The organism is Pseudalkalibacillus sp. Hm43 (assembly GCF_051842935.1).
In the GTDB taxonomy this organism is placed as follows: domain Bacteria; phylum Bacillota; class Bacilli; order Bacillales; family Fictibacillaceae; genus Pseudalkalibacillus.
The window spans coordinates 2,986,510-3,012,715 of the sequence record NZ_JBPXRR010000001.1 but is presented as its reverse complement, the minus strand read 5'-3'; the positions used below and the strand labels follow the sequence as shown (position 1 = coordinate 3,012,715).

Genomic DNA, 26,206 nt, shown 5'->3' with positions numbered 1-26,206 from the left:
CAGGTAGGACAATCAGCGTTGCTTTTTTCTTTAGACATGCTTGATCCGGACAGGCATAGGATGGTGGTATAGGACTTTTTGAAGGAGCACCGCTATGATTCCATTCAAAATGAAGCTGGCCTCATCCTTATATGCCACGATGTCGATCACGTTCTGGGGGATTTCATTCGTGTCGACGAAAGCTGTGCTTGATAAGCTTGATCCTTTTACACTACTCGTTGTAAGGTTCGGCATCGGTTCACTGTTCCTATTGGTCCTGATTCTTGCTTTAGGTGGGCAGCTGAAAATACCGCTCAACTATATTCCGCATTTGATTGTGCTGGGTATTTTAGGGGTGTTCGTCCACCAAGTGTTCCAGGCGACAGCGCTATTGACGATCGACGCCTCATCAGCAGGCTGGCTCATCTCCTTTTCGCCGATCTTCACGGTCATCCTGGCGATGCTCTTTTTACATGAAAAAATGACGTTGCGAAAAGCGTTCGGAATGACGGTAGCGGTGTGCGGAGTCCTCATGGTTACCACCCAGGGTGAAGCCGGCTCCTTCAATCTTGCGTTGAATATCGGGTACTTACTCATGGTGTTGAGCACGCTGAATTGGGCGGTGTACTCCGTACTTTTGAAAAAGTTGCGCGTTCCCATTCCGCCGCTCGTGCTTACGTTTTACATGAGCACATTAGGCTTCATCCTCACGATTCCGTTTCTGATCCGGAACAAAGGGTGGAACGAGATGGCCCTGCTATCTGCGAGCGAATGGACCCATTTACTGTTCCTCGGTATTTTCGTATCAGGTGTCGCTTATTGGTATTGGGCGAAAGCGCTTGAAGTCCTCGATGCTTCTCAAGTTTCCGTATTTCTCTATTTGGAGCCGATTGCGACGTTAATCGCCGCGGTCCTTTTACTACATGAAAAAATATTCATCATAAGTGTCATAGGTGGAATTATGATTATATTAGGCGTCGTTTTGGTCAATGGGCAATTGTTGTCGGCAGTACACCGGGTAATGATGAGATTCAGAAGCTGAAAAAGCCGAATGGAGGATGGTCGATGGATCTGTTGAAGCGGATTGAACAGCATTTCAGTCAGTTGCAGTCTACATCTAAGGAATCCTTACGAGAAGCGCTCGAACAACTGGATGTCCAGCTGGAGGAATTGGTTCCTTTTTTACAAAGTCCGGAGGGGAAGCCGTACTACCGGAAGCTTCTCTATCAAGACGACCAAGTGGAGATGCTTGTCATGAATTGGTCTGATCTCGAATGTGCGCCCCATGATCACGGGGATTCCTGTGGGTGGATCCAGGTCATGAATGGGATTTCCCGCAATACGGTTTACGAAGTGAAGGAGAATGAACTGCCTTTCGAAGTTTTCTCTGAATATAGGAAAAAGGGTCGGCTATTCTTTGCACCAAAAAAAGGGGTGCATAAGATGACGGACCCGGCAAAATCGGATCTCGTCACTCTGCACCTCTATTCACCACCCATCTCCGGTATGGTGGTCTATGATCTTGCGACTTGCGCAGCCTGTGTCGTATCGGATGATTGCGGCGCATGGTGGCCGGATGAGCAACGGCAAAAGCTGAAGGAATTCAAGCTGCAGAAATCTGAGAACGTCAACCTTTGAACTCAGGGGGTTTCCGGTGCTTGGTCAACTGTTCATAGGCATACCCAAGTGAAACCAAGGTCGATTCTTTGTACGCTTGACCGGTAAAGGTTACTCCGACAGGCTCTCCTTCTGGCGTGAACCCTCCTGGGACCGTGATGGAAGGATAGCCTGCTTTTGCTGGGATGCCCGCTCCATTGGAATTTGGAAAAAGAAGTGCACTCAATTGATGCTCTTCCATGACAACGTCGATCCCTCGCGTCCGCGAAAGCTGGAGGTCTCTCAACCGGCTTTCGATATAGGCAGGCTCTGTCATCGTTCCGGACGTTTCCTCCGCCTGAATCAAGATGTCTTGTCCATATTTCAACGCCTTGTCCTCATGTTCTTCGTTGAATTGGATCACATCGGCGAGCGAGTGGACAGGCAAGGACGGGTGCAGTTTTTTCAAGTACGCGTTCAAATCGGACTTGAATTCATACAACAGCACATTGTAATCCCACTTCGTGTCCATTTCCATCGGTGAAATCGACTCTAGTTCAATGATCGTTGCACCGGCTTCTTTCATATCCTCGATCGCTTTTTCCATGACCGCGCGCTGGCCATCCGGTAAACCGTTGAGGTATAGCGTACGGCAAACGCCGATGCGTGCACCGTGCAGCGCATAGGGGTTCAGATAGGTCGTAAAATCTTGAAAGCTTCGTTCTCTGCTTGTGTGTGTAATCATGTCTTTGTCATCCTGACCGGTCATCGCACCGAGTAAAATGGCCGCATCCGTTACGGTACGGGCGATTGGCCCAGCAGTGTCCTGACTGTGAGCGAGCGGTATGATGCCTGCACGACTGACGAGACCGACTGTCGGCTTGATCCCGACGACATTGTTTTGGCTCGCTGGACTCAATATGGAACCGGAAGTCTCGGTACCGACAGCAAGGGTGGCAAAGTGAGCCGCTATTGCTGCCGCAGAACCTGAACTGGATCCCCCAACGTCAAATTGACTACCATAAGGATTTAACACCTGGCCCCCACGAGAGCTGTAGCCGTTCTCCATCTTCATACTCATGAAATTCGCCCATTCAGTCATATTCGTTTTACCGATGATGACCGCTCCGGCCTCTCGTAATTTATGTACAATCGTCGCATCCTCACTTGCATAGTGATCGGCTAATGTGAGCGATCCGGCACTCGTATGCATCCGATCGGCGGTTTCCACATTATCTTTCAAAAGAACCGGAATCCCGTGTAAAAGTCCCCGCATCCCTCTTAGTTTACGTTCCGCATCGAGCGTTTCCGCAATTTGGAGGGCATCAGGATTCACCTCCAGGACTGCGTTGATGTTCATTCCTGCGTGGTTCTGTTTTGCGATATATTCCAAACAACGGCTGACCAGTTGCAGTGAAGTCAGGTCTCCGTTGTTCATCGCTTTTTGGATATCAAAAATCGTCGCCCTCTCAAGCCAATCTTCATTCCGTAATTTGAAGCTTTCTCTCATGATTCTAAACTCCTTCTAGTTTGTTACTTTTTACATTCAACATAAGAATTGAGGACTCCTTTTTAGTGTGTGTCAAAAAATCGAATGTAGACATGTAGTTGTGTTGATACCGCTTTCATACTACTATTAAACTAGAGGAAACAGTGATTTCTGTTCAGGTAGAGAAAGGGGAATGGTTGTGGGGAAGACCAAACACACGGGCCCGATGAAATTAGCAAAGGACCTCGATCCATCACTATGGGTAAGCAAGGTTCCTTTTGGACTTGGAAAAATAAAACCGAAACATATACGAGATACAGCCAAGGTCGCTTGGGAAAATAAAGACAATCTTCCATATGCAACGAGGATTTTGACACAAGGCGTTTGTGACGGCTGCGCGTTAGGGGTAGCGGGACTGCAGGATCAGACCCTGCAAGGTCCGCACTTATGTACGACCCGTTTGAACGTTCTGCGGTTGAATACGATGCCGGCGATGAAACCAGAAGTTGTTCATGCGGATATTGATGATTTGAGAAAAAAGAGCAGCACCGAACTGCGGAAGCTCGGACGGATTCCGTACCCGCTCATCCGAAAGCCTGGCGACAAGAAATTCAGCCGTCTTTCTTGGGATGATGCGCTCGATTTGATCGCCGATAAAATGAAGACAATCGATCCGAAGCAATACGGATTCTATTTGACCTCCCGCGGAATTACGAATGAATCGTATTATACCGCTGCCAAGGTTGCGCGTTTTTTGGGGACGAACAATATCGACAATGCATCACGCATTTGTCACTCACCATCCAAGACGGCACTCAGCCGCTCGCTTGGAATCGGTGCATCAAGCTGTAACTACCAAGATTGGATCGGGACGGATGTACTCGTATTCTGGGGATCGGTTGCAGCCAACAACCAGCCAGTCTCCACGAAATACATGTACGCTGCCAAACGGAAAGGGACGAAAATCATCGTCATCAATCCTTACTATGAGCCTTCTATGGACAAGTATTGGATTCCGTCGATTCCCGAGTCGGCTTTGTTCGGCACGAAAATCGCCGATGATGTATACCAGGTGAACATAGGTGGGGACATCGCGTTCATGCACGGGATCATGAAGCATTGGTTTGAGATGGAAGAAGTAGAGCCAGGTTCAGCGATCAATCATGCATTTATCGAGGAGCATGCGAATGGATTGGACGAGTTGAAGGAGAAGGTAGAGTCTTATGACTGGTCTACGCTTGAACAATCGTCTGGACTGACGAAGGACCGCATGAAAGAGCTTGCCATTTTACTCGCCAAATCTGATTCAGCCGTATTCGTCTGGTCGATGGGATTGACGCAGCACCGCTTCGGCACCGATAACGTTTCACAGGTGGCCAACCTCGCTCTGTTACGAGGGTTTTTAGGTCGTGAACATTGCGGTGTCATGCCGATTCGCGGGCATTCCGGAGTACAGGGATCTGGTGAAATGGGAGCAGATCCATTCGTATTGCCAGGCGGTGGATTCGATGACACGAACGTTGAACGCGTAGAGAACGTATGGAACTTCAAGATTCCGAGGTGGCAAGGAGATATCGTCGGTATTTCACTCGAAAACGCTCTGCTTCCGGAAGACCATGAACGCAAGTTGAAACTGTATTACATGTCGGGCGGGAACTTCCTCGAGACGATGCCGGAACCCGACTTCGTCAAAGAATGCCTGGAGGGTGTCGACATTCGCGTCCACCAAGATATCATCTTCAACACATCAACCTTCGTTGATGCGAAGGAAGCGGTTGTTGTCTTGCCGGCAATGACCCGCTATGAGCAGCCTGGAGGAGGAACATCCACGTCGACTGAGCGAATGGTCTACTTTTCACCGGAAATCAAAGGACCGCGCATTGAAGAAGCCCGCTCCGAATGGGAAATCTATGTCGATCTTGCGAAACGTGTAAAACCGGAAGAAAAGCATCTGATCGATTTTAAAAATGCACAGGAAATCCGGGATGAAATTGCGAAAGCAGCACCGAATTACGATGGCATTCAGCACTTGAAGGAAAAAGGCGACGTCTTCCAATGGGGTGGTGCATGGCTATGCGAGGATGGTGTCTGTCCGACACCGGATGGTCGAGGTAATCTGATTGCAATGGATATTCCGGAGCTTCGCAAAGCAGACGGTCTCTTTTATGTGACGACTCGCCGTGGGAAGCAATTTAACTCGATGATCTACTCGGACAAAGATCCATTCAATGAAGCGGATCGATACGATGTGTTGATGAACGAGGAGGATGGCGAACGCCAAGGGATTAAGCAGGGCGATGCTATCGTCGTATACAACAAGCATGGTCTGTTCCATGGGAAGGCGCGTTTCGTCGATGTGAAGTCAGGGAACATCCAGGTCCACTGGCCGGAAGGAAACGTAGTCATTCCGAAAGGCGTGTACGAGGAGTACGCCGGCATTCCTGAATACAACACAGCCGTCATCGTAGAAAAAGCCGAAACCTTCCACGCACAAAAAGATACGAAATATCTCGAGAAAAGAATCGAAGAGCTGGAAATGGAAGTAGGATAATAGATTAAATGAGCGCAGGTGAGGAATCACCTGCGTTTCCTTTTAGAAGAATTATGTTTAGGGAAAATATGTTAACCTAGTGAGGGATATGTTTTTTTATGGAAATGGAGAATGACAAAATGAGATCGAGAAATAAGTTTCCCATTATCTTAATAGCGATCATTTCCTTCTGCTTCCTTACTGGCTTTACAGAGGTAGACTATTACATAGATGTAGCTGAGGATGAAACCACTAAACTGAAGCTTGTCGTTCAGGTGGATAAGAAGTACTCGGAAGCACAAATCCTAGAATATATAGATGAGCACTTTTTTCTGAATTTTGAAGAGAGCGCTTTTACAAAATATGAATATACGTTTGCTGAAGAAAATCAAAGAAGAGTAATGATTGTTGATGTGCACTACGATTACTTTTCTTCAACCTTTGATATTAACCATTTTCATGCCTTCAATATTCTTGGGAATTCAGGAGGCCATACAAGGACCTTTCCTTTTTATAAAAAAGCGGAAATCGAAGCTGTCATGGAGATTCCTGAAGATTCGATTAAAGGAAACGTCAATCATGGTTACATAAATGAAGAAGAGGTGGATGTTCAGGTACACTTATCTCTCCCTTTTACCGTAAAAAATCATAACGGAAGCTACGATGGAAAAGAGATCGTTTGGACGTTGGACCCCGTGAGAAATAATCACCTCCAAGTCACCTATGTTAACAATGAACTTTACAAACCCGTTATTTACGTGGGGGCAGCTGTCCTTTTCATATGGATGATTAGGATCAGAAAAAAGAAGCATATGGACCTTAAGTGAGTTTAAAAGGTCATGAAAATGCTAGAAATGAGATTTGGTATATTCATGGAGGACCATTCTGTCCCCCAAATGAGCGAAATCAGAAAATGAGGGACAGTAAGAGGCTCTTTCTATCCTCGAAAAGCACAAAATCCCAAAATGGAGGATGGAAAGAGTACTTTTCGTACCGTGATAAGAGCAAAATCCCCTTATAACGGATAGAATAGTCTCCTATTCTTCTAACGATTTGTCATTGGACCGGTTTTCCATGTAGGATGGGTATAGTAGAAGGTTAAGAGAGGAAATAGACTCATGGATGACAAATTGGTGTTCGACCCTGCCTGGGAAAAGGCAATTGCGCCACAAGATCGTGAGGCGATCGAAGAGTTGCATCGCAACAATCCAGTCAGAGAAGGAGAACTTCGCTGGACTCCGATACGTGCGGCGCTCAACCATCAAGGCTCGTTGCTCGCAATGGTGTTAATGCAAAATGGCCTATCGGAAAGTTTTACAGCAGATGCAATTGACCTGACATATGCTGAGAAAGAACGAGGGACCATTGCAGAATCCCAATTCAATCTGCCCAACGTCCACGTCCCGCCGGGTGCCTCCATGCCTTGGACATTCGTATTCTCTCAACAGAAATTAACGATGCGTCCATTGCTTCAGGATTGGTTCATCAAGCTATCCGAAAAATCCACCAATTTGAAATTATGAGACATTTTCCCTACTCTTCCATGCTTTATTGTGATAAAATGAGAACGTCATACATATTGAGAAAGGGGAAATAAACCAATGAAAAAGCTTTCATTAACATTCGTTCTTATGTTAGCGTTTACACTTGTTTTGGCAGGATGTAACGAGCTCGGCGGCGGAGACGGAGCAGAAGCTGACCCTGAAGAAGTAAGCATGCTTACAGGTGGGACAGGCGGTACTTACTTCCCACTGGGCGGTGAAATTGCCGAAGTGATGTCCAAGAACTCCGAAAAATCCGTCAGTGCACAAGCATCTGGTGCATCTGTCGAAAACATCCAAACACTACAAGATGGTGACGCGGACCTTGCGTTCACACAAACTGACATCGCTAGCTATGCGGTTGAAGGTAAATTGATGTTTGAAGATTCAGCAGCAGATAATGTTCAAGCGATTGGTACATTATACCCTGAAACGATTCAAATCGTTGTATTGAAAGATAGCGACATCAAGTCTGTTGAAGATTTGAAGGGTAAAAAGGTTTCAATCGGAGACGTAGGTAGTGGAACGGCTGAAAACGCGAAGCAAATTCTTGAAGTTCACGGAATCTCTACGGACGATATCGAGGTACAAAACTTGCCGTTTGATGAGTCTGCAGAATTGCTTCAAGACGGTGATTTAGATGCAGCATTCATCACTTCAGGTGCGCCAACAGGTGCGATTGAAGGACTTGCAGCATTGAAGCCAGTTCGAATTGTACCGATTGAGGATGACAAGGCGAAGGAATTGAGCGAGAAGTATCCGTACTACGCTCAGGATACGATTCCATCTGGAACGTATCAGCTTGAGGAAGAAGTGAACACTGTAGCAGTCCTTGCGATGCTTGTTGCACGTAAAGATTTGAGTGAAGACGCAGTGTACAACTTGACGAAAGCATTTTTTGACAATGTCGGGAATATCAAACACGCAAAAGGTGAGAAGATCAGTGCTGAAAATGCATTGAACGGTGTTGGAATTGATCTTCACCCTGGTGCAGAAAAGTACTATAAAGAAAAAGGCTTGAAATAATAGAATAGAAAAACGGTTTGACCCAAGAAGTGTCTGACTCTCTCCGTATGAAACAACATTTGTAAAACGCGTGTTTTGGACACGGAATGTTGTGCCGGAGGAGTCTGGCACTTTGTTTTTGGGTTTACACTTTACAAAAATACACAGTTTAAGGTGCTCATTATGAAACAGTGGAAAAAATGGAGCTTGCTCATCCTTTTAGTGATTGGGCTTCTATCAATGGGAATGATTCCTTATGGAAAGGTGCTCGCGCTACAACTTGAAAGCAGTGGACAAGTTCTCGTCTACATGGATGTGAATGAGGGTACAGACTTCCGAATCCGTTATACCCACTCGGTTCATCAGACACCTGTAACAGAATTTTATGAGATCAACGAGGTAAACCAGATTGTACAAACGAAACTTGCCTATGAAAACTTTGCAATTGGCATGCCATCGAATGCAACTGGTGAAGAGAAGTTCATAGAAAAAGATGGCATCTATTACATTACGAATATGAATCGCGAGTTCTCACACGTTGATTTACGAACGGGACAGGTCATCGCGAATCATACATTGATGATGGATGATAACGAAATCCCGTTGAAGAATTGGGTCGAGCCAGGATCATGGATTCGCCTAGAGGTTCGACCGATCAGTCTATGGCAACGGCTGAAAGGAGAGGATATTCTTGGATGAAAAAGCAACGAAGAAGGATCAACAACTATCAGAAGAAGAATTAGAACAGCTGATGTCTAAGTTCGATCCAGAAGCTGGTTACCGGAAATTGACCGGAATCCTTGGTTGGATCGTAACCATTGGACTGCTATGCTTTTCTCTTTATCAATTGTATACATCGACGTTGGATCGATTCTCACCACAGATCCATCGTTCGATTCACTTAGGTTTTGCCTTATCATTGGCATTCTTACTATTTCCTGCTTCTAAAAAGAAGAAGCTGAAACAAGCGAAATCACGTTTCCAAATTACATGGCTGGACGGGTTGTTGGCGGCACTTAGTGTCGTTGTCGGATTATATTGGCCATTGTACATGGACGACCTAGTCATGAGGGTTGCGCGATTGACGCCGATGGACTTGATTGTCGGAGCATTAGCGATCTTCCTTGTTTTAGAAGCGACACGAAGGGTCGTCGGACTGCCGATCACCATCATTGCGTCCGTTTTCCTCGCGTATGCTTACCTAGGACCGATCATGCCCGGATTTTTGGCGCATAAGGGGATTGGCATCGACCGGATCATCCGGACGATGTTCTTTACGACCGAAGGGATTCTCGGTACACCGTTGAAAGTATCCTCGACCTTCATCTTCCTGTTCCTCTTGTTTGGAGCGTTTTTAATCAAAACAGGGGTCGGACAATATTTCAACGATCTGGCGGTTGCGATAGCCGGTAAACGGACTGGAGGACCTGCGAAGGTTGCGATATTCTCCAGTGCCTTGCAAGGAACGATTTCTGGAAGCTCGGTCGCAAACGTGGTTACATCCGGTTCCTTCACCATCCCGATGATGAAACGGCTCGGATACCGGAGAGAATTTGCAGGAGCGGTAGAAGCAGCCGCCTCGACAGGAGGTCAGCTTATGCCGCCGATCATGGGGGCAGCGGCCTTCCTGATGGTCGAATTCATCGGTGGCGGCATCACTTATTGGGAAATTGCCAAGGCAGCCGCCATTCCTGCATTGCTGTATTTTGCGGGAATCTGGGTCATGACACATTTCCAGGCGAAGAAAATCGGATTGAAAGGTTTGGATGAAAGTGAGATGCCGAACCGAAAGGAAGTATTGAAGAAAATCTACCTGCTTGCTCCGATTTTCGTTGTTGTCATTTTACTCATGTCTGGAGTGAGTGTCACGAGAGCAGCACTATGGTCCATCGTTTCTGCGATTGTTGTAGGTATGCTTAATAAAGAAACACGTATGGGACCAAAAGATTTTGCAGAAGCGCTTATTAACGGTGCACGTACAGCGATCGGTGTAGCGACAGCAACCGCATGTGCGGGTATCATCGTCGGTGTCGTGACCATTACCGGCTTAGGGCTGAAAATGGCGGGCGGGCTCATCGCACTGTCCAACGACATCTTATTCTTGACGCTGTTGTTCACGATGATTGCATCCCTCATCTTGGGAATGGGATCACCGACCACGGCAAACTACGTCATCACGGCGACGATTGCAGCGCCAGCATTGATGACTTTGAATATTCCAGATCTCTCGGCGCATATGTTCGTGTTCTACTTCGGAATTATTGCGGATATCACGCCACCTGTAGCACTTGCGGCCTTTGCGGCCTCAGGGGTGTCGGGAGGAGAACCGCTGCGGACCGGGGTCAATTCAGCCAAGCTTGCCATTGCAGCCTTCATCATTCCGTATATCTTCGTCTACTCACCTGAGCTGATGATGATTGATACGACCTGGACAGAGGTGCTATGGATCATAGTCACTTCCCTGACCGGTATGATTGCAATCGGAGCTGCGATGATCGGTTATTGGCTGAGAAAAGCACACTGGGCTGAGCGAATCGTCTCCCTCGGAGCTGGAATCATGCTCATCTATCCGGAAGGAAGTACGGACTTGATTGGGTTAGGAGTCTTCATTGCACTGTTTGCTTTACAATATTTCATCAAAGAGAAAAATTCAGAACCACAATCGGCAAGTGCATAAAAAAAGAAAAGGGGATGACAAAAAATGTCATCCCCTTTTCTATATATGATTGACATAGTATACATACAGCGGTATACTTATCTCGAATTCGAGATAATGAAGGAGTTAATGAATATGCAAAATTCATCATTAGAACTCTTCGTCGTACTATCCAGAGCGTATCAATCCATCATGGAGGTCGCTCGAAAAGATATTCAACGATATAACCTGAATGTGACGGAATTTGGTGTGCTTGAATTACTATACCATAAAGGTCCTCATCCTCTACAGAAAATCGGAGGAAAGATTTTATTGGCAAGTGGAAGCATTACGTACGTTGTCGATAAGTTGGAGGAAAAAGGATACTTAGAGAGAAAACCTTGTGAAAACGATCGACGGATTACGTATGCACACCTCACTGAGCAAGGAAAATCCTATATGGAAGAGATCTTTCCACCTCACCATGAAGTCCTTGAGAAAGCGCTAGCTGGCATACCAGAAGAAGAGAAGCGGCAAGCGATTGAAACGTTGAAAAAACTTGGGAAGTACGCCCAGAATTACCAGGCATAATTTTTTTACCTAAATATCTCGAATTCAAGAAGTATGAATACAGGATTTTTGCTTAAAAAGAGATTAAATTACATCAGGTATGGGAACGTATAAAGAGACGAAATTTTGAAAGAGGAGTGATTTTGAATGGCAACGAAAATTTTAATTCCGTATTACAGTGCGTTCGGGCACATCTTACAAATGGCAAAAGCGGTAGCAGATGGCGCAAGTAAAGTAGATGACGTCGAAGTGAAGATCGTGAAGATCAAAGAGTTTGAAGAAGTGAAGCAAGCGATGTCCAACAATGAGTATTATGTAAAAGCACAAGAAATGCAATCGGACATTCCTGAAGCAACGCATGAAGATCTACAGTGGGCAGACGGCATCATCTGGGGCATCCCGACTCGTTACGGCTCTATGCCAGCTCAAATGAAGCAATATCTTGATTCTGCTGGTGGTCTATGGATGAAAGGGGAACTTGAAGGAAAGGCGACAGCTGTATTCACAAGTACAGGTTCCATCCATGGTGGTCAGGAAACGACAGCGGTCACTTCTTTCGTACCACTCATGCACTTCGGGTTGATCTATGTGGGACTTCCGTACGGTGAAAACCCTGAACAGTTGACAGCTGAGGCGGTCGGAGGATCCCCTTATTCTGCATCCACAGTTGCTGGACCAGAAGGTGGCGAACAGCCGAAGGAAGTCGATCTGACAATGGCAGGACGTTTAGGTGCACGTGTTGCGAAAGTAGCCGGCGCATTGAAAACACTACGATAATGTAGGAAACAGGACTGGCCATATAGGGCCGGTCCTTTTTTTGATGTCCTATCTCTAAAATAAAAGGCTTTTTCCTCTCTTCTTAGACAAGTTGAGTTGGAGCGGAAATCAACAACATTTAAAGAAAACTTGGCGAGACCAAGCCTTTTGTAGGGCGAGCCTTAGTTGCCCTTATACTGAAGAAAGTATTTTATACTTTCTTCAATTGCAAGAGCAACAAAGTTTATGAAAACAGATTTTAATATGCTTGAGTCGAATCAGTTGGCGAGCGGTGGCAAACCTTTTACAATAAAAGGATAGAAAGAAGGAGGATGTTCACATGACCTTGAAAATACAAATCTATTCCGATTACGTTTGACCATTCTGCTATTTAGCGGAGGTTCCGCTACAAGAAGCAATGAAAGGGAAAGACGTTGAAGTAGAGTGGAAGCCGTTCGAGTTAAGACCTGAACCCGTTCCACCACTTGATCCGAGCGGAGACTATATACAGAATGCCTGGAAACACTCAGTCAAACCGTTGAGCGAGAAACTCGGCGTCCCGATGAACTTTCCACCTGTCCAACCGAGGACACATCTAGCATTTGAAGGATTCCAATATGCGAAAGAGCAAGGGAAGGCAAACGAATACAACCACCGGATGTTGGTAGCTTTCTTCGTAGAAGGGCAGGATCTCGGCGATGTCGATGTACTTGTGAGGTTGGCTGAGGAAGTCGGACTCGATGCAGACGGATACCGGGAAGCGGTAGAGTCACGAAGGTATAAAGATACCCATAAGGCAGCATTGAATGAAGCAGCTGCTAAGGATATCCGCGCTGTTCCGACGTTCTTCATCGGAGACCGAAAGTTGCAAGGTCTGTATCCCGCCGATCGCCTGACTCAGATCATTGATGCCGAATTAGAAAAACAGGGAACTGCTGAATCGGAAGAAGGACTCTCCTGTGATATAGATGGATGTTAAATTGAAACTACTGAGCTTGGCTCAGTAGTTTTTTCTATAACCATTCCTAAAGTTCTATACCGATTTTCCTATTTCTACTTCACAATCATTCTAAAGTGTCGATATAAAGGGAAATTAATGTGAAGGTCCGTGGGGGAAATTGGTTATGACGATAGCAGCAACAGAACATATTACAACTCTATTGAATGGCACAATCAATGTGGTGAAAACGGTGCTCCCGATGGATTTTACAGTCGGGAAACCGGTCAACGATATAGAGTCGGTCGATGTTCATCAAACTGGGGTTATGATCGGATTGGAAAAAGAAATTAATGGATCGCTCTTGTTTCTCGGATCCCGAGACTTATTTGGCGAATGTGGAAACAAAATGTTCGGTATGCCATTTGAAGGTGAGATGCTTGATTCGTTCATGGGGGAGCTCGGCAATATTCTGGCTGGTAACATTGCAACGCAGTTATCAACTGAGGACATCACCATCGATATTACAACACCGAGGGTCGTCGAATCCGTCTCTATAACGGAAGCTAGAAAGATTCTCTCTGTTCCTATGAAATTTGATGAAGAAGATCTAACGATCATCTTCATCATTGAATAGGTTCATTTCTATAAGATAATAGCCTTCAATAAAAAAACAGACCATTAAGGTCTGTTTTATTTTAACGACTGGACTTGTCTCTTGCGATTACGCCCAATCGGATACTTTTTCTTTATCGGTAACCATCATGATGATGCGTCCTTGGTCCAGCTTGTCCTCATAATGGTTCGCTTCTTCTTGTGAGAATCCCATCTCTTTGAATTTCGCTCTCAGCTCATCGCCTTTTTTATTGAAAATGTTCCCTACTGTACTTTCAAGACCCATTTCCTTTAGACCTACAGTATTTGCATCTGCACTGTCCGCTACACGGTTCGTGCGATCATCGTCGTGAGAAATGACATAGATATCGTCCTTGTACACACCTTTATTTTGCAAATCGTTGATGTCGTTCTTCAGTTCTTCATCATTGACATATTCGCGTACAATCGGTTTTTCCATTTCACTCACTCCTTATATTTGTAAAGTCTAGTATTCTATATATCACGTATCCGCAATCGCTAAACCTTTTCTTCGAGCAAGTGAGGGGAATCACGATCAAGCGGGATCTTTTTCAAAAAATCAGAGAGCAGTTATGATTATAGATAAATAGGGGAATAAGGAAGTAAGGGGACAATATAGAAGGAGGAGATAAGTATGACAGATAGACGATTGAAAGACTGCCCGTCTTCACCAAACTGTGTTTCGTCTCAAACGGATAGTTCCAATCATTATATCTCACCGATTTCATATAATGGATCCTCTCAGCATGCACTTTCAACCTTGGTGAATATATTGAAGAAAATGAAGCGAACCAAGATTGTGGAAGAAGAAGGAGATTACATCCTGGCGGAATGTAAGTCGAAGCTGTTCCGTTTCACAGATGATGTAGAGTTCCTTTTCGATAAGGAACAAAAGGTCATTGAAGTCCGCTCAGCATCACGGATGGGATACTCTGACATGGGCGTGAACCGGAAACGGATTGAGAAAATCAGGCAGCAATTCATCAATGATTTGTAGAAGAACATAGTGAAGAATTGTCGAGTACATGCGTTTTGACGCACTTTGTACTTGGCAATTCTTTTTTTATGGATTTTGTCACCGATATTACGTGCTAACTTGTGTGAATGTGATACCATTTTCTGGTTCGTCAGAGAGATTTTCCGATTACTTTGACCTGACGTGGAAAATGGGAAAGGTTTTTGTAGATAATTTCTTCCATTTCTCACCCAGATTGTGACAAACATTGAGACTAGCTTTACGTATACTTTTACTCATAGACGAATACATTGGTACGTTCCGATTCGAAAAAAGGAGGTGCGTGTTGAGCTTCGGGACATCATACATCAAATTCTAATCTTGTGAGGGAGAAAGGGGTAAGGGTATTATATGATGAGCGATTTGGTTACGTATTGTATGGTGATGTGGTTGGCTATTATTCAAATTGTTCGTATCAAGCACCATGAATGGAACGGATCCAAACGACAGAATGCATATTTCCCTAATCGACCGGTTCAACGTCCATTTAGAATTCTGGAAGTCCTGATGCTCAATCCCAGCGTGAAGATCATTTACCGACTAAAGACGAACGTGCTTTGGGATACATCATAACTACACCGATACGACCGAATGATGAGCTTGTATTAATATAATTGCAATTAAGAAATTCACGAAACACATGCGAGAAAAGCACCTGAACTTTTCATTAACAGGGAGTCCCTTTATAATGAGGTAAGAATGATTCTAAAGGAAGAGGGATTCTCTTGAGTATAAAGTCCAGCATTGTTGTACAGAAAATGATCGACCGCCTTGAAAACATAAAAGAAGAGGTGGATGTAAATGCATCTTCCAGCTCAGTTCGAGATGAACTTACAGCGATTAAAGCTTATTGTGATTTGTTATTGGAGGCCAAGGATGTAAAGCCGTCAACGTACAGAACGGTCGAAAATAAACCGCAGAGTCCTGCGCCTGTCCAGAACTTATCCACTAAGCGTTTAGAAGAAGATGATGACGTGAACGGAGATTCGATCTTTGATTTCTAAAAACTTCATATTGAAAAAATGAATGTTCAAAGAGGATACATTCCTATTTGAGCAACCTGAATATAAGGAAAAAGGGAGCACTCTCAATCCGATCAGCCCCTTTCTATCAAACGGCCTGAGTCAACCGCTTGATAGAGGGAGAGGTGTGATGGAGTTGGAAGAGTCGCTCCCCAATTGAAGTTGGTTTCATTTAGTTTGTATACTCATAAATGCGAGCTTCATGAGGCTGCAGAGTGGTTTCCAGTTCTCTAACCGTTTTTTCCGTGTCCCCGTAGTTACCGATCATTAATTGAGCGCCTTTGCTCTCTTCAGGCAACTCCAAATCATGTGCTTCATCTGAATGGTTGAGCACGACCAACCAGGTCACTCCGTCCAAGCTTCGTGTATACATATAAAGTCTTTCATCGCCTTCAGAAAGGTCTTCATAATTTCCATATACCATCACATCGTTCTCTTTTCGTAGTGAAATGAGTTTTTGATAGTAATAGAAAATGGACGTTGGGTCCTCCAATGCTTGTTCCACATTGATCTCTTTATAGTTCGGATTGACCGGAATCCAAGGTTCTCCATCAGTGAAGCCGGCATGCTTTGTATTGTCCCATTGCACCGGTGTACGTGAGTTGTCTCGGCTGAGTGGCTTCAATTCCTCCAACACTTTCTGAGGATCGCGTCCTTTCCCGACTTCCTCTTCGTATTTGTTTTTCATCGCAATGTCGTGGTAATCCTCAATCGAGTCAAAATCCACACCCGTCATGCCGATCTCTTCACCCTGGAATATATAAGGTGTACCAGGCAGGGTGTGAATCATGGTAGCCAACAGTTTCGCAGACTTCTCACGATACTCACCATCATTCCCGTAACGCGTAACCTGACGGGTATGATCATGATTGTTTAGGAATTGCGAATTCCACCCTTTGCCATACATGCCTTCGTACCAGGTCTTCTGGATCTCCTTGAAACGAAGCATATCCCATGTCGGCATATCGTCGGCGACCTCGAAATGGAAAAGCGTATGAAGCTCATCACGATCTTCTCCAACGTATTTCAAGCCATCTTCAGGTGTGACAAAAGGAATTTCCCCGACCGTCATGATGTCATAATGGCGTAGAACTTTTTCATTCATTTCCTGAAGATACGCATGAATTCCAGGATTATTTCCCAGATAATTAATTTTTTCAGGCTGCTCGGCATCCGGGAACCCTTCTAATTTGGCAAGTAAATTGATGACATCCATCCGGAACCCGTCGATGCCTTTATCGAGCCAGAATTTCATCATATCGAAAATGGCTTCTCTCACTTCAGGATTGCGCCAATTGAGATCCGGCTGCTCAACGGCGAAGGAGTGGAAGTAATACTGACCGGTTTTTTCATCGTATTCCCATGTTGAAGGCGTGAAATAGGAACGCCAGTTGTTCGGTGGTCCACCTTCCGCACTTGGATCCTTCCATATGTACCAATCACGCTTCGGATTCTCTTTTGAAGAACGGGACTCCTGGAACCAAGGGTGCTGATCGGACGTATGGTTCACAACAAGGTCCATGATCAACTTCATGTCTCTCCGGTGGACTTCATTCAACAGGTTTTCCCAATCATCCATCGAGCCGGCCTTATCCATGACAGACTGGTAATCCGAGATATCATAACCGTTATCCTTGTCCGGTGATTCATAGACTGGGTTCAACCAAATCACATCGACACCTAGCTTCTTGATGTAATCCAACTTTTCTATCACGCCACGGATGTCTCCGTATCCGTCACCATCTGTATCAAAAAAGCTTCGCCAATACACTTGATAGACGACCGCTTCTTTCCACCATCTCTTATTCACGACAAGTCAGCCTCCTCATGTTCGAATACTATTCTTAGTCACATTATGCTTTCTATTCCCTTACGTGTAAAGTTCGCAGTCTGAGGGTAAAAATAGGGGATGGAAAGTTTGAATTCGATTGGAGCGAATATCTATGGTTAAAGTGAAAAGTATGGCCGCACTCATCATGATGTTTTTTACAATGTTCCTTCTTGGAGGATTATCGAGTACAAAAGGAATCGTCCTGGACGAAGTCGAGAAAGATATTGGACTTGATCTCAGCCAATTCGGTCTCGTCGTCTTCATCTTCCAATGGGGATTCGTCCTTGCGAGTGTGTTGATCGGTTATTTTACAGATAAAAAAGGCGTCAAACTCATGATGATCATCGGAAGCATCATCATGGGTGCTGGGCTGCTCGGAACGGGAGTTGCGCAAACCATCGCGTTCTTCCTCGGCTTCTATTTGATCGTCGGATTTGGCCTTGGTGCCATGACCGTCGCTTCCAATGCGATCGTGCCAGCCGTCTACCCTGAGAAGCAAGGTGTCATGTTCAATGTTGCCATGGGGGTTTACGGCTTTGGGATGTTCATTTTCCCGATCGTTTTGAAAACGATGTTCGCTAACGAGATTTCCTGGCGATATTTTTACATTGGGATCGCCATATTGCTGATCGGGTTCATCATATATGTCTTCGCTTCCAATGTGCCACAAGGAAAAGTCGACAAAATCGACCTGTCTGCATTTAAAGAGATGCTGAAGCAAGGGCAATTCCTGCTCATCATGGTCTTCCTCATCTTTTACGTGTCAGCAGAAGTGTCGTTCTTGAACTTTTTCCCGAACTATTTAAAAGATCTCTCGCTAGGTGGAGCATCTGAAGCGGCGAAAAACAGCATGGTTGCCACCATCATTTCCGTGTTCTCACTCAGCTTCACAGTTGGCCGACTCGGTGGCGGATGGCTGATTAGTAAACTAGGAGAACGGTGGTTGTTGATTTCCTTCTCCGCACTAGGATTGCTCTTCGTTACGGTGAGTAAAGTGTTCGCTGACGAATGGGTATACTTATTCGGTGTGGCTGGACTGTTTTTCTCTGTGTTGTTCCCGACCGCAACTGCGATCGGTACGAAAATGTCCCGAACAGGTGGCTCAGCACTTGGTTTGGTGTACGTCGCTGCAGGTGTTGGAGGGGCGTTCGCCGGTTGGATCGTCGGTATCGTATCCGAAGCGTTCGGCTCGAGCGCAGGCTTCAACCTACCGATCGTTTTCCTCGGGATATTGCTAGTGATCGCCTTTTTCATCCGTCCGCCTAAGGAAGAGGCTGCATAATCCAAAGCTGGAAAAAGTAGGACGTTGGACACGAACAAAGAACACCCTAAAAGCCTCATGGTCAAAGGGTGTTCGCTTTTTTATACTTAAAAATAAGAACAAACGTTCGCTTTTTAGTTTGTTTTTTGTCCATTTCATTTTGCTTTATAGATAAAGGGAGGGATGCAAAATGAGAGATGCCAAACAGATATTACAGGAATTCCAAAGACAGAAAGATCTCTTGACTGCATTTTTAGATCAGCATGAAAACCAGAAAGAAATGCTCCGGTTCATTCAGTCACCGACATCGGGTCGGTTGAAAGAACTGAATCATCGCTTCCGACAATTCTGTTTTGAATGCAGGTTCATCCACTATATGTCGAAATTCATCTATTTCCAATCGATCAATACGATCCGAAAACTGCGACGCAATCAATTGCACCCGTTGGAGGAAGTGCCAGGAGAAGGCGTTGCCGTATGCGGAGGCGAGCCGGAACAAGGTTTGATCGAGAACGAATTCGGTTGCCCGGTTTTGGCGAGTGCGATTGAAAGACTGACGGATTTACAGCAAAAAGTGATCCATCTACATTATCAAAAAGGCTGGAAACTGAGGCGGATCGCGGAATCGTTTCGGGTGACCCCGCAATCCATCTCCAAAACCCATAGACGTGCCCTTGAGGAAATCAAAAAAAGAATGGAGAGTGAGAAGCATGCTTGAAGGTAGCGTAGTGGGCTGGTTCAATCTCATCTCGAACATCGGTTTCCCTTCAGTAGTCGCACTCTACTTACTCTTTCAACTAGAAAAAAGACTTGTCAGCCTGGAAAGCGCTGTTGAAGATATTGGAGAACATATAGAAGAGAGGAATGAGCAAGATGAGTTTGTACGACGAGGTCCAAAAAGCAAAAAGAAACGATAGGGAAGCGATGGAGAGGATCCTTGAACGGCTCGAGCCGAAAATCAAACACACCGTCCTGTCGATCGAAAAGAAATATCAAGAGGACGTCGAGCAGGAGGTCAAATTACGGGTGATGGAGGCTGTCCGCCGATATGAGGTCGACGATTTACCGTCGTTTGTAGAAATGCTCCAGAAATCTGAGGCAGGACATGCTCTTTTGGAAAAATTGAAAGATGACAATTCCGAGGCACTCTAGTGAAAAGGTTGGCAGAGGCGTTCACGATGATTTAAGATGATGGTAGTTAGGTTAGACAGCTAAAACGCAGTAAGGAGCTTAAATATGTTTAAACTATTCATTCTTCTAGGTGCTTTGAATGCAGGGCTTTCCGTCATACTAGGTGCATTCGGTGCACACGGTCTGGAATCAAAATTATCGGAAAAGATGTTGGACGTATTCAAAACAGGCGTTCAGTATCACATTTTCCACTCACTAGGGTTATTTGTCGTCGCTTTCTTAGCTGATAAGTTCCCGGCATCAGGTATGATTGCCTGGGCAGGCTGGGTCATGCTGATCGGAATCGTCCTGTTTTCCGGAAGCTTGTATGTGCTAAGCATCAGCGGAATTTCGAAGCTTGGCATCATCACGCCATTCGGGGGACTCGCATTCATCATCAGCTGGTTACTCATCGTGTTTGCCATGCTGAAGGTGTGATGCATGAAAGTGAAAGTGTCTGATCAATGAGATCAGACACTTTTTTTGTGCAATGGATTATAAATTCTGGATTTGGATTATAATTCCGAAATTCGGATTATAAATCTGAGTTTTGGATTGTAATTTCCGAATTTAGTCTATAAATCTGAAATCTGGTCTATAATTTCTGAATCTAATCTATAATTTTCATTTTGTATGGGAAATACACCGATTTTTATGGGAAATAACGCAAAACTGAGCTATAATTCTGTTTTGCTATGAAAACAAGCGCAAGATGACATCAAAACGAAGGCGATTCCTCCACATCCAGCCAAAAGAGTGGGAAGAATCGCCTTTTTCTTTACCTCGGTGAATAGTTCACCAATTCATTTTGATTAAAATAGTCGATTTCCTCATCAAACGTCACATAATCGAGATAAACCATTAAGAGAAGATAGCGTTTTCCTGTTTCCGGATCGCTGATGATGATATGGTCACGACCCGCAGCCTCTACGACCCCTTTGAAAATCTTTGCCGGCCACTTCGGATTACCTTCGAACGTCATATAGAAAGTACCCACTTTTCCACGGTTCAGTCGAAGGATATTTTCTATATAGGACTGTTCAATTGGAAGCTGCCCATTCATTTGCGAAGCACCAGGGAATCCGGATGGGAACTGGCCAGGCATTCCACCCATTCCCTGCATACCAGGCATTCCACCCATTCCTGGCATCCCTTGCATACCGGACATACCAGGCATTCCCGGCATTCCTTGCATCATCCCACCTTGGTTTTGGCGATTATTCGGATAGTTCATAACAAACCTCCCCATCTTCAATAGTACTCCCTATTAAACAGGTATACTCGACGCTCGTATAACTTATGACTATGAAAAATGAGGCACACCCCTAATAGGTGTTGTACGCCTCTGGACAATCGGATTCGGTAGGAATATAGAAACAGTGCGATTTGAAACGGCCGGAATTCCACTGGTTGAACCACTGGGCTGGACAGCTTCCGCCAGGCTTGAAAAACCAGAGCGCATTCGAGGCTGGGTGAAATCTCTCTCCAGCAATGGCGCGTTTCGCCAATCTGATCTCACTTGATCGAGCCCGTTGATAGAAATATCCCTTCTGGGTCGCTTCAAATCCACCTGGCGATTGAAAGACCATTCTGGGAATCGTATTGATATCTTTGAAATCGAGACAACGTACTTTGACACGATTGACTCCGACATTGCCGACCATGAGCATGCCCTGTTTTCCTTCTCCTTCTGCCTCAGCGCGCATCAATCTCGCGAGTGTTTTGATGTCCTCCTGGGTCGCCTTGACCACTCCCATGATGTCACCCCCGTGAAGTAGGCTTTCACTTATTATACGTATGACTTCAGTTGGGAAAAAAGAAGGAAGGACGGTATTTGTGTATAAAAAAACAGCCCTCTAAGTGAGGGCCGTTTGATACCTGTATAGGTTGTTACACTGCGAGGAACGAGCTTACTTTTTCCTTCGGCAGGATGTTGCCGACGTAGAAAGAGCCAAACTCGCCGAAGCGTGCACTTACTTCGTCGAAACGCATTTCGTATACGAGCTTTTTGAATTGGAGTACGTCATTTGCGAACAATGTAACGCCCCATTCCCAATCGTCGAAACCGACAGAACCGGTGATGATCTGCTTCACTTTCCCTGCATAACCGCGGCCGATCATGCCGTGGCTGCGCATCATGTCACGACGCTCGTCCATGGAAAGCATGTACCAGTTGTCGTTACCTTCACGACGCTTGTCCATCGGGTAAAAGCAGACGTGGTCCCATTTCGGTAGGGTCGGCTTCAGACGGCCTTGGATCATAGGATCCGTTTCAGGATCGACGTCTTTAGAAGCCATGTAGTTGCTCAATTCTACGACAGATACGTAAGAATACGTCGGAATTGTATATTCAGCGAACGTCGTTTTATTGAAAGCTGTTTCGATTTCGTTCAGTTCTTCCATAGTAGGGCGGAGTAACATCATCATGAAGTCTGCTTTCTGACCGACAATCGTGTAGAATGCATGACTGCCTTTTTGCTGTGCTTCCGTTACTTCCCACTTTTCCAAAAATGTAAGTAGTTCTTGGATGGCATGCTCACGCTCATCACTTGAAAGGGACTTCCAAGCTGTCCAGTTCATCGTGCGGAAATCGTGGAGGCAATACCAGCCATCTAATGTTTTCGCTGCTTCGCTCATCATTAGACACTCCTTTATCCTGTAAACTATTATAACTGTTTTTACACCGCCTCTATCATATCACAAAACCCCTGAAACCTAAAAAAGAGCACCACTTTGGCAGATTTAACAGAGAGGGAGAGCGCAATGAGTACCTAAAAACGGGGAAAACAGAAAATGGAGGACAGGATGGGCTTTCATAAGGAAAGACTCGTCAGTCGACGAGTCTATCATTTTTACATATATGAACGAATGTGGTTTTCGAACATTTGCTTGAGTCTTTGTGGGTCTTCGGCATCCGCACGAGAAATGCTGATCATGGACTTTTGTTCGTCCAAATCCAATGCATCTTCTAAGAATCCGAAAAGGCCTTTACCTCGTTTATCTACTTCAATCAACATCTGAACATGGTTTTGGTCAGGGTAGAGGACAAGTTCAATCTCATCCAACTCACCACGAAACGATCCAGACGAAGGCACGAATTCAAATTCCTGTACAAATGGATGATTGCGTTGCATGTGTCTTTTCACATGAAGACATTGGGACTTTTTCAAGCGGAATCCAAGCTCTTCTACAGTTGAAAAGATGCGGTCTACAAGGTCGTGTGGAACGACATGAATGTAATCATTGTCGGTCGGGTCGACAGCTTGCTTGATATCCAGCGCCGTTTTCAACCAGATCGGTGTCTGTCCAACAGATAATGGGACATCATAAGGAAGTGGGATAGAGAGCGGGATTTCCTTCACTTCATTCGCGGCGATCGTGAACGGTTCAGAAACACGATATTTACCGAGTACGTGTGTTTCAGTAACGGTATTATCATCCATTTCACGAAGATATTCCGTCATTAAATAGATATGGATTTCATCGATATTTTGCTCAACCTTACCACCCTTAATGTGGACGACACCATGGATGTTCCCTCCAGCCTGGAATGTACTACCATCAAGCTTCGTATCAACGACAGCAGAGCCGATTCCTACACTAGCGAGCATGCGGTTTACGAAAGACATCTAATTACCCCTTCCTTTTACAAAATGATATGTTCAAGTTCGACGCGTTACGGGAAAGTACCCTGAAGAACGACATCAAACCTAAATACAGAATGACAAGCATTCCTGTAAATCCATTTTACTCCTTATACGAACGACCCGTCATCAAGTTTCAAAAAAATCAAACAAAACTTAACATAACGAAGCTCTGCAACATGATTAACCCTAAAAGTGGGACCCCGAAGCATATTCCTCAATGCTCCCCCTTTAAAAGTATTTTGAAAGCGTAGCGACTCTTGGGTAGCAAATGAAGAACACAAGTTTACTTGTAGGGCTTCATTTGATCCCTAGGATAGGAGGAGCATTAATGACTGTATAAAGTGTTGAAGAATTAAGAAATTAAAAACTTCTCCAATAAAGCGCTTTCCGAAATTTTTTTGGTTTCGTCCACGGTTAAAAAAGAGTATTGTAGGAAATGAAATAAAGAGTAGGTCTTTTTGACGTTGAACCATACTGGCTAAGAGCCTTGAATATATACGGATTGTAAAAAGGAGGACTTTGACATGGCGAACATGTTCACAGCAATGGAGCAGAAGCTTCAAGCAAACTATCCTTCCATCGTTTTTCCGGAAGGTGAAGACCCACGTATCCTGGAAGCTGCAGCAAGACTTGCAGAAACGAAAATCATCAAACCGATTTTACTAGGAGACGAGGAAGTCATTCGTACTGATCTTACGAATAAAGGCGTAGACCTTGATTATGTAGATGTGGTTTCTCCAGGATCGTACGAAGGCTTTGATGAGCTTGTACGAGCGTTCGTGGAGCGCCGTAAAGGTAAAGTGAGTGAAGAGGAAGCACGGGAAATCCTCATGGATGTGAACTACTTCGGAACGATGCTGGTATACACCGATCAAGCGGCAGGTCTCGTAAGTGGGGCAGTGCATTCAACTGCAGATACAGTGCGTCCGGCTCTGCAGATCATTAAAACGAAAGACGGCATCAAGCGTACGTCAGGTGCATTCTTGATGGTTAAAGAAGATGAGCGTTACATCATGGCCGACTGCGCCATCAACATCAACCCGTCTGCATCCGATCTAGCAGAAATTGCAACGACCAGTGCTGAAACGGCACGCATCTTCGGTATTGATCCGAAAGTCGCTATGCTCAGCTTTTCCACGAAAGGATCGGCAAAGTCGGATGAAACGCAAAAAGTCATCGATGCGGTCAGCTTGTTGAACGAAGCAGGTACAAATTTCCCAGTCGACGGTGAACTTCAGTTTGATGCGGCATTCGTACCAGAAGTTGCTGCGAAAAAAGCACCCGATTCTCCACTGGAAGGGAAAGCGAATGTGTTCGTATTCCCTGGACTTGAAGCTGGAAACATCGGATACAAGATGGTCCAACGATTGGGCGGTTTTGAAGCGATCGGACCTGTACTACAAGGTTTGAACAAGCCGGTCAATGATCTTTCCAGAGGTTGTAATACAGAAGATGTGTACAAGCTCGCATTGATTACAGCCATGCAATCCCTATAAGTCAAAAAAAGCACTGGAGTCATTGCTCCAGTGCTTTATTATTACGATCGACCACTCGTTTCAGATAGAAGTCATATTGATTGATTTCAGTGATGGAAAGGTGAGAGGACAACAGGTCTGCATCCTGCTCCTTCAAGAACAAAAGCACATCCCTCATCAAGTCGCTGACAGTAAGATCCTTACCCACCAACTCAGACAACGATGCCATCACTTCGGGATTGACCTTCGGATAAGTAAACTTCATAGACTCATGACTTTTTGCTTTATCATAAAAATCACGAATCAATGCAGCTCGATCAGCACCAGAGCCTGTTACACAAAGATAAATCTGGACAGCGATACCACCACGTAAACGCCGCTGCGAAATCCCCGCAAACTTTTTCCCATCGATACTCAAATCGAACTTCCCAGGACAATAGGAATCGCTGATTTCTACCACATCAAAGCTCAAACCGTATTTTTCCAGGATCCTGCGTGTCATATAGACCATCGCATCATACCCCTGGTCGATGTCGATCTTGTTCTTCTTTTCCGATAAAATCAAGGACAGGTTCAGAACCCCATGATCCAATACGACAGCCAGCCCGCCAGAATTGCGGACAATCACTTGATACCCTTGAGATTCTAAAAACTTTACCCCTTCGTGCAGTTCAGGTAAGCGACTATCTTGGATGCCAAGGACAACGGTCTTCTGATGGACCCAGGCCCGGACTGTTGGGGGTGAATCCTCAGATCCGATGGAACTGCATAGTGTATCGTCCATCGCAAACGATTGAAGTGCATGGAATGAATCTCCTAGCGTCGTCTGATCGATTATTCTCCATTTCGGTTGTGCTAACAGCTGTTTACTCTTATCTTCCATTGTTCCAAATCTCCTTTAAAACTCAACCGTTCTATTATAGCATGTCCTGTAAATATTCAAATCTACGAATTACGAAGGATGTCGAATTTTCTTTGCATATGTGAGGAGCAGTTTGGGAATATAAAAATGGGGTATGCGCGCATTGCTCGAGAGTGTATAGATTTTGCATAAAAGAATGCGTTTTCTTGTTAGTTTCTAGCAAGGGATATTCTTACAATAGCTTACATA

Annotated in this window: 27 protein-coding genes and 1 pseudogene; 20 read left to right on the top strand and 8 right to left on the bottom strand. The window is 45.0% G+C overall.

Annotated elements, in window-relative coordinates; genetic code table 11:
- The first annotated feature begins 94 nt into the window (after positions 1 to 94).
- On the top strand, positions 95 to 1,021 hold the full coding sequence (locus tag ACSVDE_RS15600; protein WP_439301774.1) for a DMT family transporter: 927 nt from the start codon (positions 95 to 97) through the stop codon (positions 1,019 to 1,021).
- Between the two features lie 23 nt (positions 1,022 to 1,044).
- On the top strand, positions 1,045 to 1,617 hold the full coding sequence (locus tag ACSVDE_RS15595; RefSeq protein ID WP_439301773.1) for a cysteine dioxygenase: 573 nt from the start codon (positions 1,045 to 1,047) through the stop codon (positions 1,615 to 1,617).
- On the opposite strand, the gene ACSVDE_RS15590 is transcribed toward ACSVDE_RS15595, so the two are convergent.
- Positions 1,607 to 3,085, bottom strand: coding sequence for an amidase family protein (locus tag ACSVDE_RS15590; RefSeq protein WP_439301772.1), 1,479 nt, complete (start codon positions 3,083 to 3,085; stop codon positions 1,607 to 1,609). The two genes, ACSVDE_RS15595 and ACSVDE_RS15590, sit on opposite strands and share 11 nt — an antisense overlap.
- 178 nt (positions 3,086 to 3,263) lie before the next feature.
- Between ACSVDE_RS15590 and ACSVDE_RS15585 the strand changes: the two genes are divergently transcribed.
- The 10 genes and pseudogenes from ACSVDE_RS15585 to ACSVDE_RS15540 all read left to right on the top strand — a co-directional run bounded on the left by ACSVDE_RS15585 (position 3,264) and on the right by ACSVDE_RS15540 (position 13,675).
- A complete protein-coding gene (locus ACSVDE_RS15585; RefSeq protein WP_439301771.1) occupies positions 3,264 to 5,615 on the top strand; it encodes an FdhF/YdeP family oxidoreductase in 2,352 nt (783 codons plus the stop codon).
- 119 nt (positions 5,616 to 5,734) lie between these two features.
- Positions 5,735 to 6,421, top strand: coding sequence for an LppM family (lipo)protein (locus ACSVDE_RS15580; RefSeq protein WP_439301770.1), 687 nt, complete (start codon positions 5,735 to 5,737; stop codon positions 6,419 to 6,421).
- A 291-nt stretch (positions 6,422 to 6,712) separates the two neighbouring features.
- Positions 6,713 to 7,117, top strand: a complete 405-nt coding sequence (locus ACSVDE_RS15575) for an SLAP domain-containing protein (RefSeq protein WP_439301769.1) — start codon at positions 6,713 to 6,715, stop codon at positions 7,115 to 7,117.
- 78 nt (positions 7,118 to 7,195) lie between these two features.
- Complete coding sequence (locus ACSVDE_RS15570; protein WP_439301768.1) at positions 7,196 to 8,161, top strand: TAXI family TRAP transporter solute-binding subunit; 966 nt, start codon at positions 7,196 to 7,198, stop codon at positions 8,159 to 8,161.
- Between the two features lie 162 nt (positions 8,162 to 8,323).
- Positions 8,324 to 8,839, top strand: coding sequence for a DUF1850 domain-containing protein (locus tag ACSVDE_RS15565; protein ID WP_439301767.1), 516 nt, complete (start codon positions 8,324 to 8,326; stop codon positions 8,837 to 8,839).
- A 52-nt stretch (positions 8,840 to 8,891) separates the two neighbouring features.
- The gene (locus tag ACSVDE_RS15560) at positions 8,892 to 10,817 is read left to right on the top strand and encodes a TRAP transporter permease (RefSeq protein ID WP_439302023.1); all 1,926 of its coding nucleotides are present in this window, start codon (positions 8,892 to 8,894) and stop codon (positions 10,815 to 10,817) included.
- 114 nt (positions 10,818 to 10,931) lie between these two features.
- On the top strand, positions 10,932 to 11,366 hold the full coding sequence (locus ACSVDE_RS15555) for a MarR family winged helix-turn-helix transcriptional regulator (protein WP_439301766.1): 435 nt from the start codon (positions 10,932 to 10,934) through the stop codon (positions 11,364 to 11,366).
- Between the two features lie 126 nt (positions 11,367 to 11,492).
- The gene (gene wrbA / locus ACSVDE_RS15550; RefSeq protein WP_439301765.1) at positions 11,493 to 12,122 is read left to right on the top strand and encodes an NAD(P)H:quinone oxidoreductase; all 630 of its coding nucleotides are present in this window, start codon (positions 11,493 to 11,495) and stop codon (positions 12,120 to 12,122) included.
- A gap of 370 nt (positions 12,123 to 12,492) precedes the next feature.
- A pseudogene (locus ACSVDE_RS15545) lies at positions 12,493 to 13,080 on the top strand (DsbA family oxidoreductase); the annotation flags it as partial.
- A 145-nt stretch (positions 13,081 to 13,225) separates the two neighbouring features.
- A complete protein-coding gene (locus tag ACSVDE_RS15540) occupies positions 13,226 to 13,675 on the top strand; it encodes a chemotaxis protein CheX (protein WP_439301764.1) in 450 nt (149 codons plus the stop codon).
- An 87-nt stretch (positions 13,676 to 13,762) separates the two neighbouring features.
- On the opposite strand, the gene ACSVDE_RS15535 is transcribed toward ACSVDE_RS15540, so the two are convergent.
- A complete protein-coding gene (locus tag ACSVDE_RS15535; protein ID WP_439301763.1) occupies positions 13,763 to 14,113 on the bottom strand; it encodes a general stress protein in 351 nt (116 codons plus the stop codon).
- Between the two features lie 195 nt (positions 14,114 to 14,308).
- Between ACSVDE_RS15535 and ACSVDE_RS15530 the strand changes: the two genes are divergently transcribed.
- Positions 14,309 to 14,671, top strand: coding sequence for a DUF1499 domain-containing protein (locus tag ACSVDE_RS15530; protein WP_439301762.1), 363 nt, complete (start codon positions 14,309 to 14,311; stop codon positions 14,669 to 14,671).
- A gap of 743 nt (positions 14,672 to 15,414) precedes the next feature.
- Positions 15,415 to 15,693 (top strand): YwdI family protein, encoded by a 279-nt coding sequence (locus ACSVDE_RS15525; RefSeq protein WP_439301761.1) that lies wholly within the window; start codon positions 15,415 to 15,417, stop codon positions 15,691 to 15,693.
- A gap of 190 nt (positions 15,694 to 15,883) precedes the next feature.
- On the opposite strand, the gene ACSVDE_RS15520 is transcribed toward ACSVDE_RS15525, so the two are convergent.
- Positions 15,884 to 17,521, bottom strand: a complete 1,638-nt coding sequence (locus ACSVDE_RS15520) for a glycoside hydrolase family 13 protein (protein WP_439301760.1) — start codon at positions 17,519 to 17,521, stop codon at positions 15,884 to 15,886.
- 133 nt (positions 17,522 to 17,654) lie between these two features.
- On the opposite strand from ACSVDE_RS15520, the gene ACSVDE_RS15515 reads away from it, so the two are divergent.
- From ACSVDE_RS15515 to ACSVDE_RS15495, 5 genes are all read left to right on the top strand, one after another.
- Entirely contained in the window at positions 17,655 to 18,824 is a 1,170-nt protein-coding gene (locus tag ACSVDE_RS15515; protein ID WP_439301759.1) for an MFS transporter, read from the top strand.
- A gap of 169 nt (positions 18,825 to 18,993) precedes the next feature.
- Positions 18,994 to 19,521, top strand: a complete 528-nt coding sequence (locus ACSVDE_RS15510) for a sigma-70 family RNA polymerase sigma factor (RefSeq protein ID WP_439301758.1) — start codon at positions 18,994 to 18,996, stop codon at positions 19,519 to 19,521.
- A complete protein-coding gene (locus tag ACSVDE_RS15505; RefSeq protein ID WP_439301757.1) occupies positions 19,514 to 19,720 on the top strand; it encodes a YvrJ family protein in 207 nt (68 codons plus the stop codon). Before ACSVDE_RS15510 ends, ACSVDE_RS15505 begins: the two co-directional genes overlap by 8 nt.
- A complete protein-coding gene (locus ACSVDE_RS15500; protein ID WP_439301756.1) occupies positions 19,677 to 19,955 on the top strand; it encodes a helix-turn-helix domain-containing protein in 279 nt (92 codons plus the stop codon). Before ACSVDE_RS15505 ends, ACSVDE_RS15500 begins: the two co-directional genes overlap by 44 nt.
- Before the next feature lie 84 nt (positions 19,956 to 20,039).
- On the top strand, positions 20,040 to 20,411 hold the full coding sequence (locus ACSVDE_RS15495; RefSeq protein WP_439301755.1) for a DUF423 domain-containing protein: 372 nt from the start codon (positions 20,040 to 20,042) through the stop codon (positions 20,409 to 20,411).
- Between the two features lie 340 nt (positions 20,412 to 20,751).
- Here ACSVDE_RS15495 and gerQ read toward each other — a convergent pair whose 3' ends face one another.
- From gerQ to ACSVDE_RS15475, 4 genes are all read right to left on the bottom strand, one after another.
- Positions 20,752 to 21,207 (bottom strand): spore coat protein GerQ, encoded by a 456-nt coding sequence (gene gerQ, locus ACSVDE_RS15490; protein ID WP_439301754.1) that lies wholly within the window; start codon positions 21,205 to 21,207, stop codon positions 20,752 to 20,754.
- 91 nt (positions 21,208 to 21,298) lie between these two features.
- Positions 21,299 to 21,730, bottom strand: a complete 432-nt coding sequence (locus tag ACSVDE_RS15485; RefSeq protein WP_439301753.1) for a cell wall hydrolase — start codon at positions 21,728 to 21,730, stop codon at positions 21,299 to 21,301.
- Between the two features lie 133 nt (positions 21,731 to 21,863).
- Positions 21,864 to 22,610, bottom strand: coding sequence for a hydrogen peroxide-dependent heme synthase (gene hemQ, locus ACSVDE_RS15480; RefSeq protein ID WP_439301752.1), 747 nt, complete (start codon positions 22,608 to 22,610; stop codon positions 21,864 to 21,866).
- A gap of 215 nt (positions 22,611 to 22,825) precedes the next feature.
- Positions 22,826 to 23,602 (bottom strand): sporulation protein, encoded by a 777-nt coding sequence (locus tag ACSVDE_RS15475; RefSeq protein WP_439301751.1) that lies wholly within the window; start codon positions 23,600 to 23,602, stop codon positions 22,826 to 22,828.
- 542 nt (positions 23,603 to 24,144) lie between these two features.
- On the opposite strand from ACSVDE_RS15475, the gene pta reads away from it, so the two are divergent.
- Positions 24,145 to 25,116 carry a phosphate acetyltransferase gene (pta, locus tag ACSVDE_RS15470; protein WP_439301750.1) on the top strand — a complete coding sequence of 324 codons (972 nt, stop codon included), beginning with the start codon at positions 24,145 to 24,147 and terminating at the stop codon, positions 25,114 to 25,116.
- 19 nt (positions 25,117 to 25,135) lie between these two features.
- Here pta and ACSVDE_RS15465 read toward each other — a convergent pair whose 3' ends face one another.
- Positions 25,136 to 25,978, bottom strand: coding sequence for a lipoate--protein ligase family protein (locus ACSVDE_RS15465; RefSeq protein ID WP_439301749.1), 843 nt, complete (start codon positions 25,976 to 25,978; stop codon positions 25,136 to 25,138).
- Between the last annotated feature and the right edge of the window lie 228 nt (positions 25,979 to 26,206).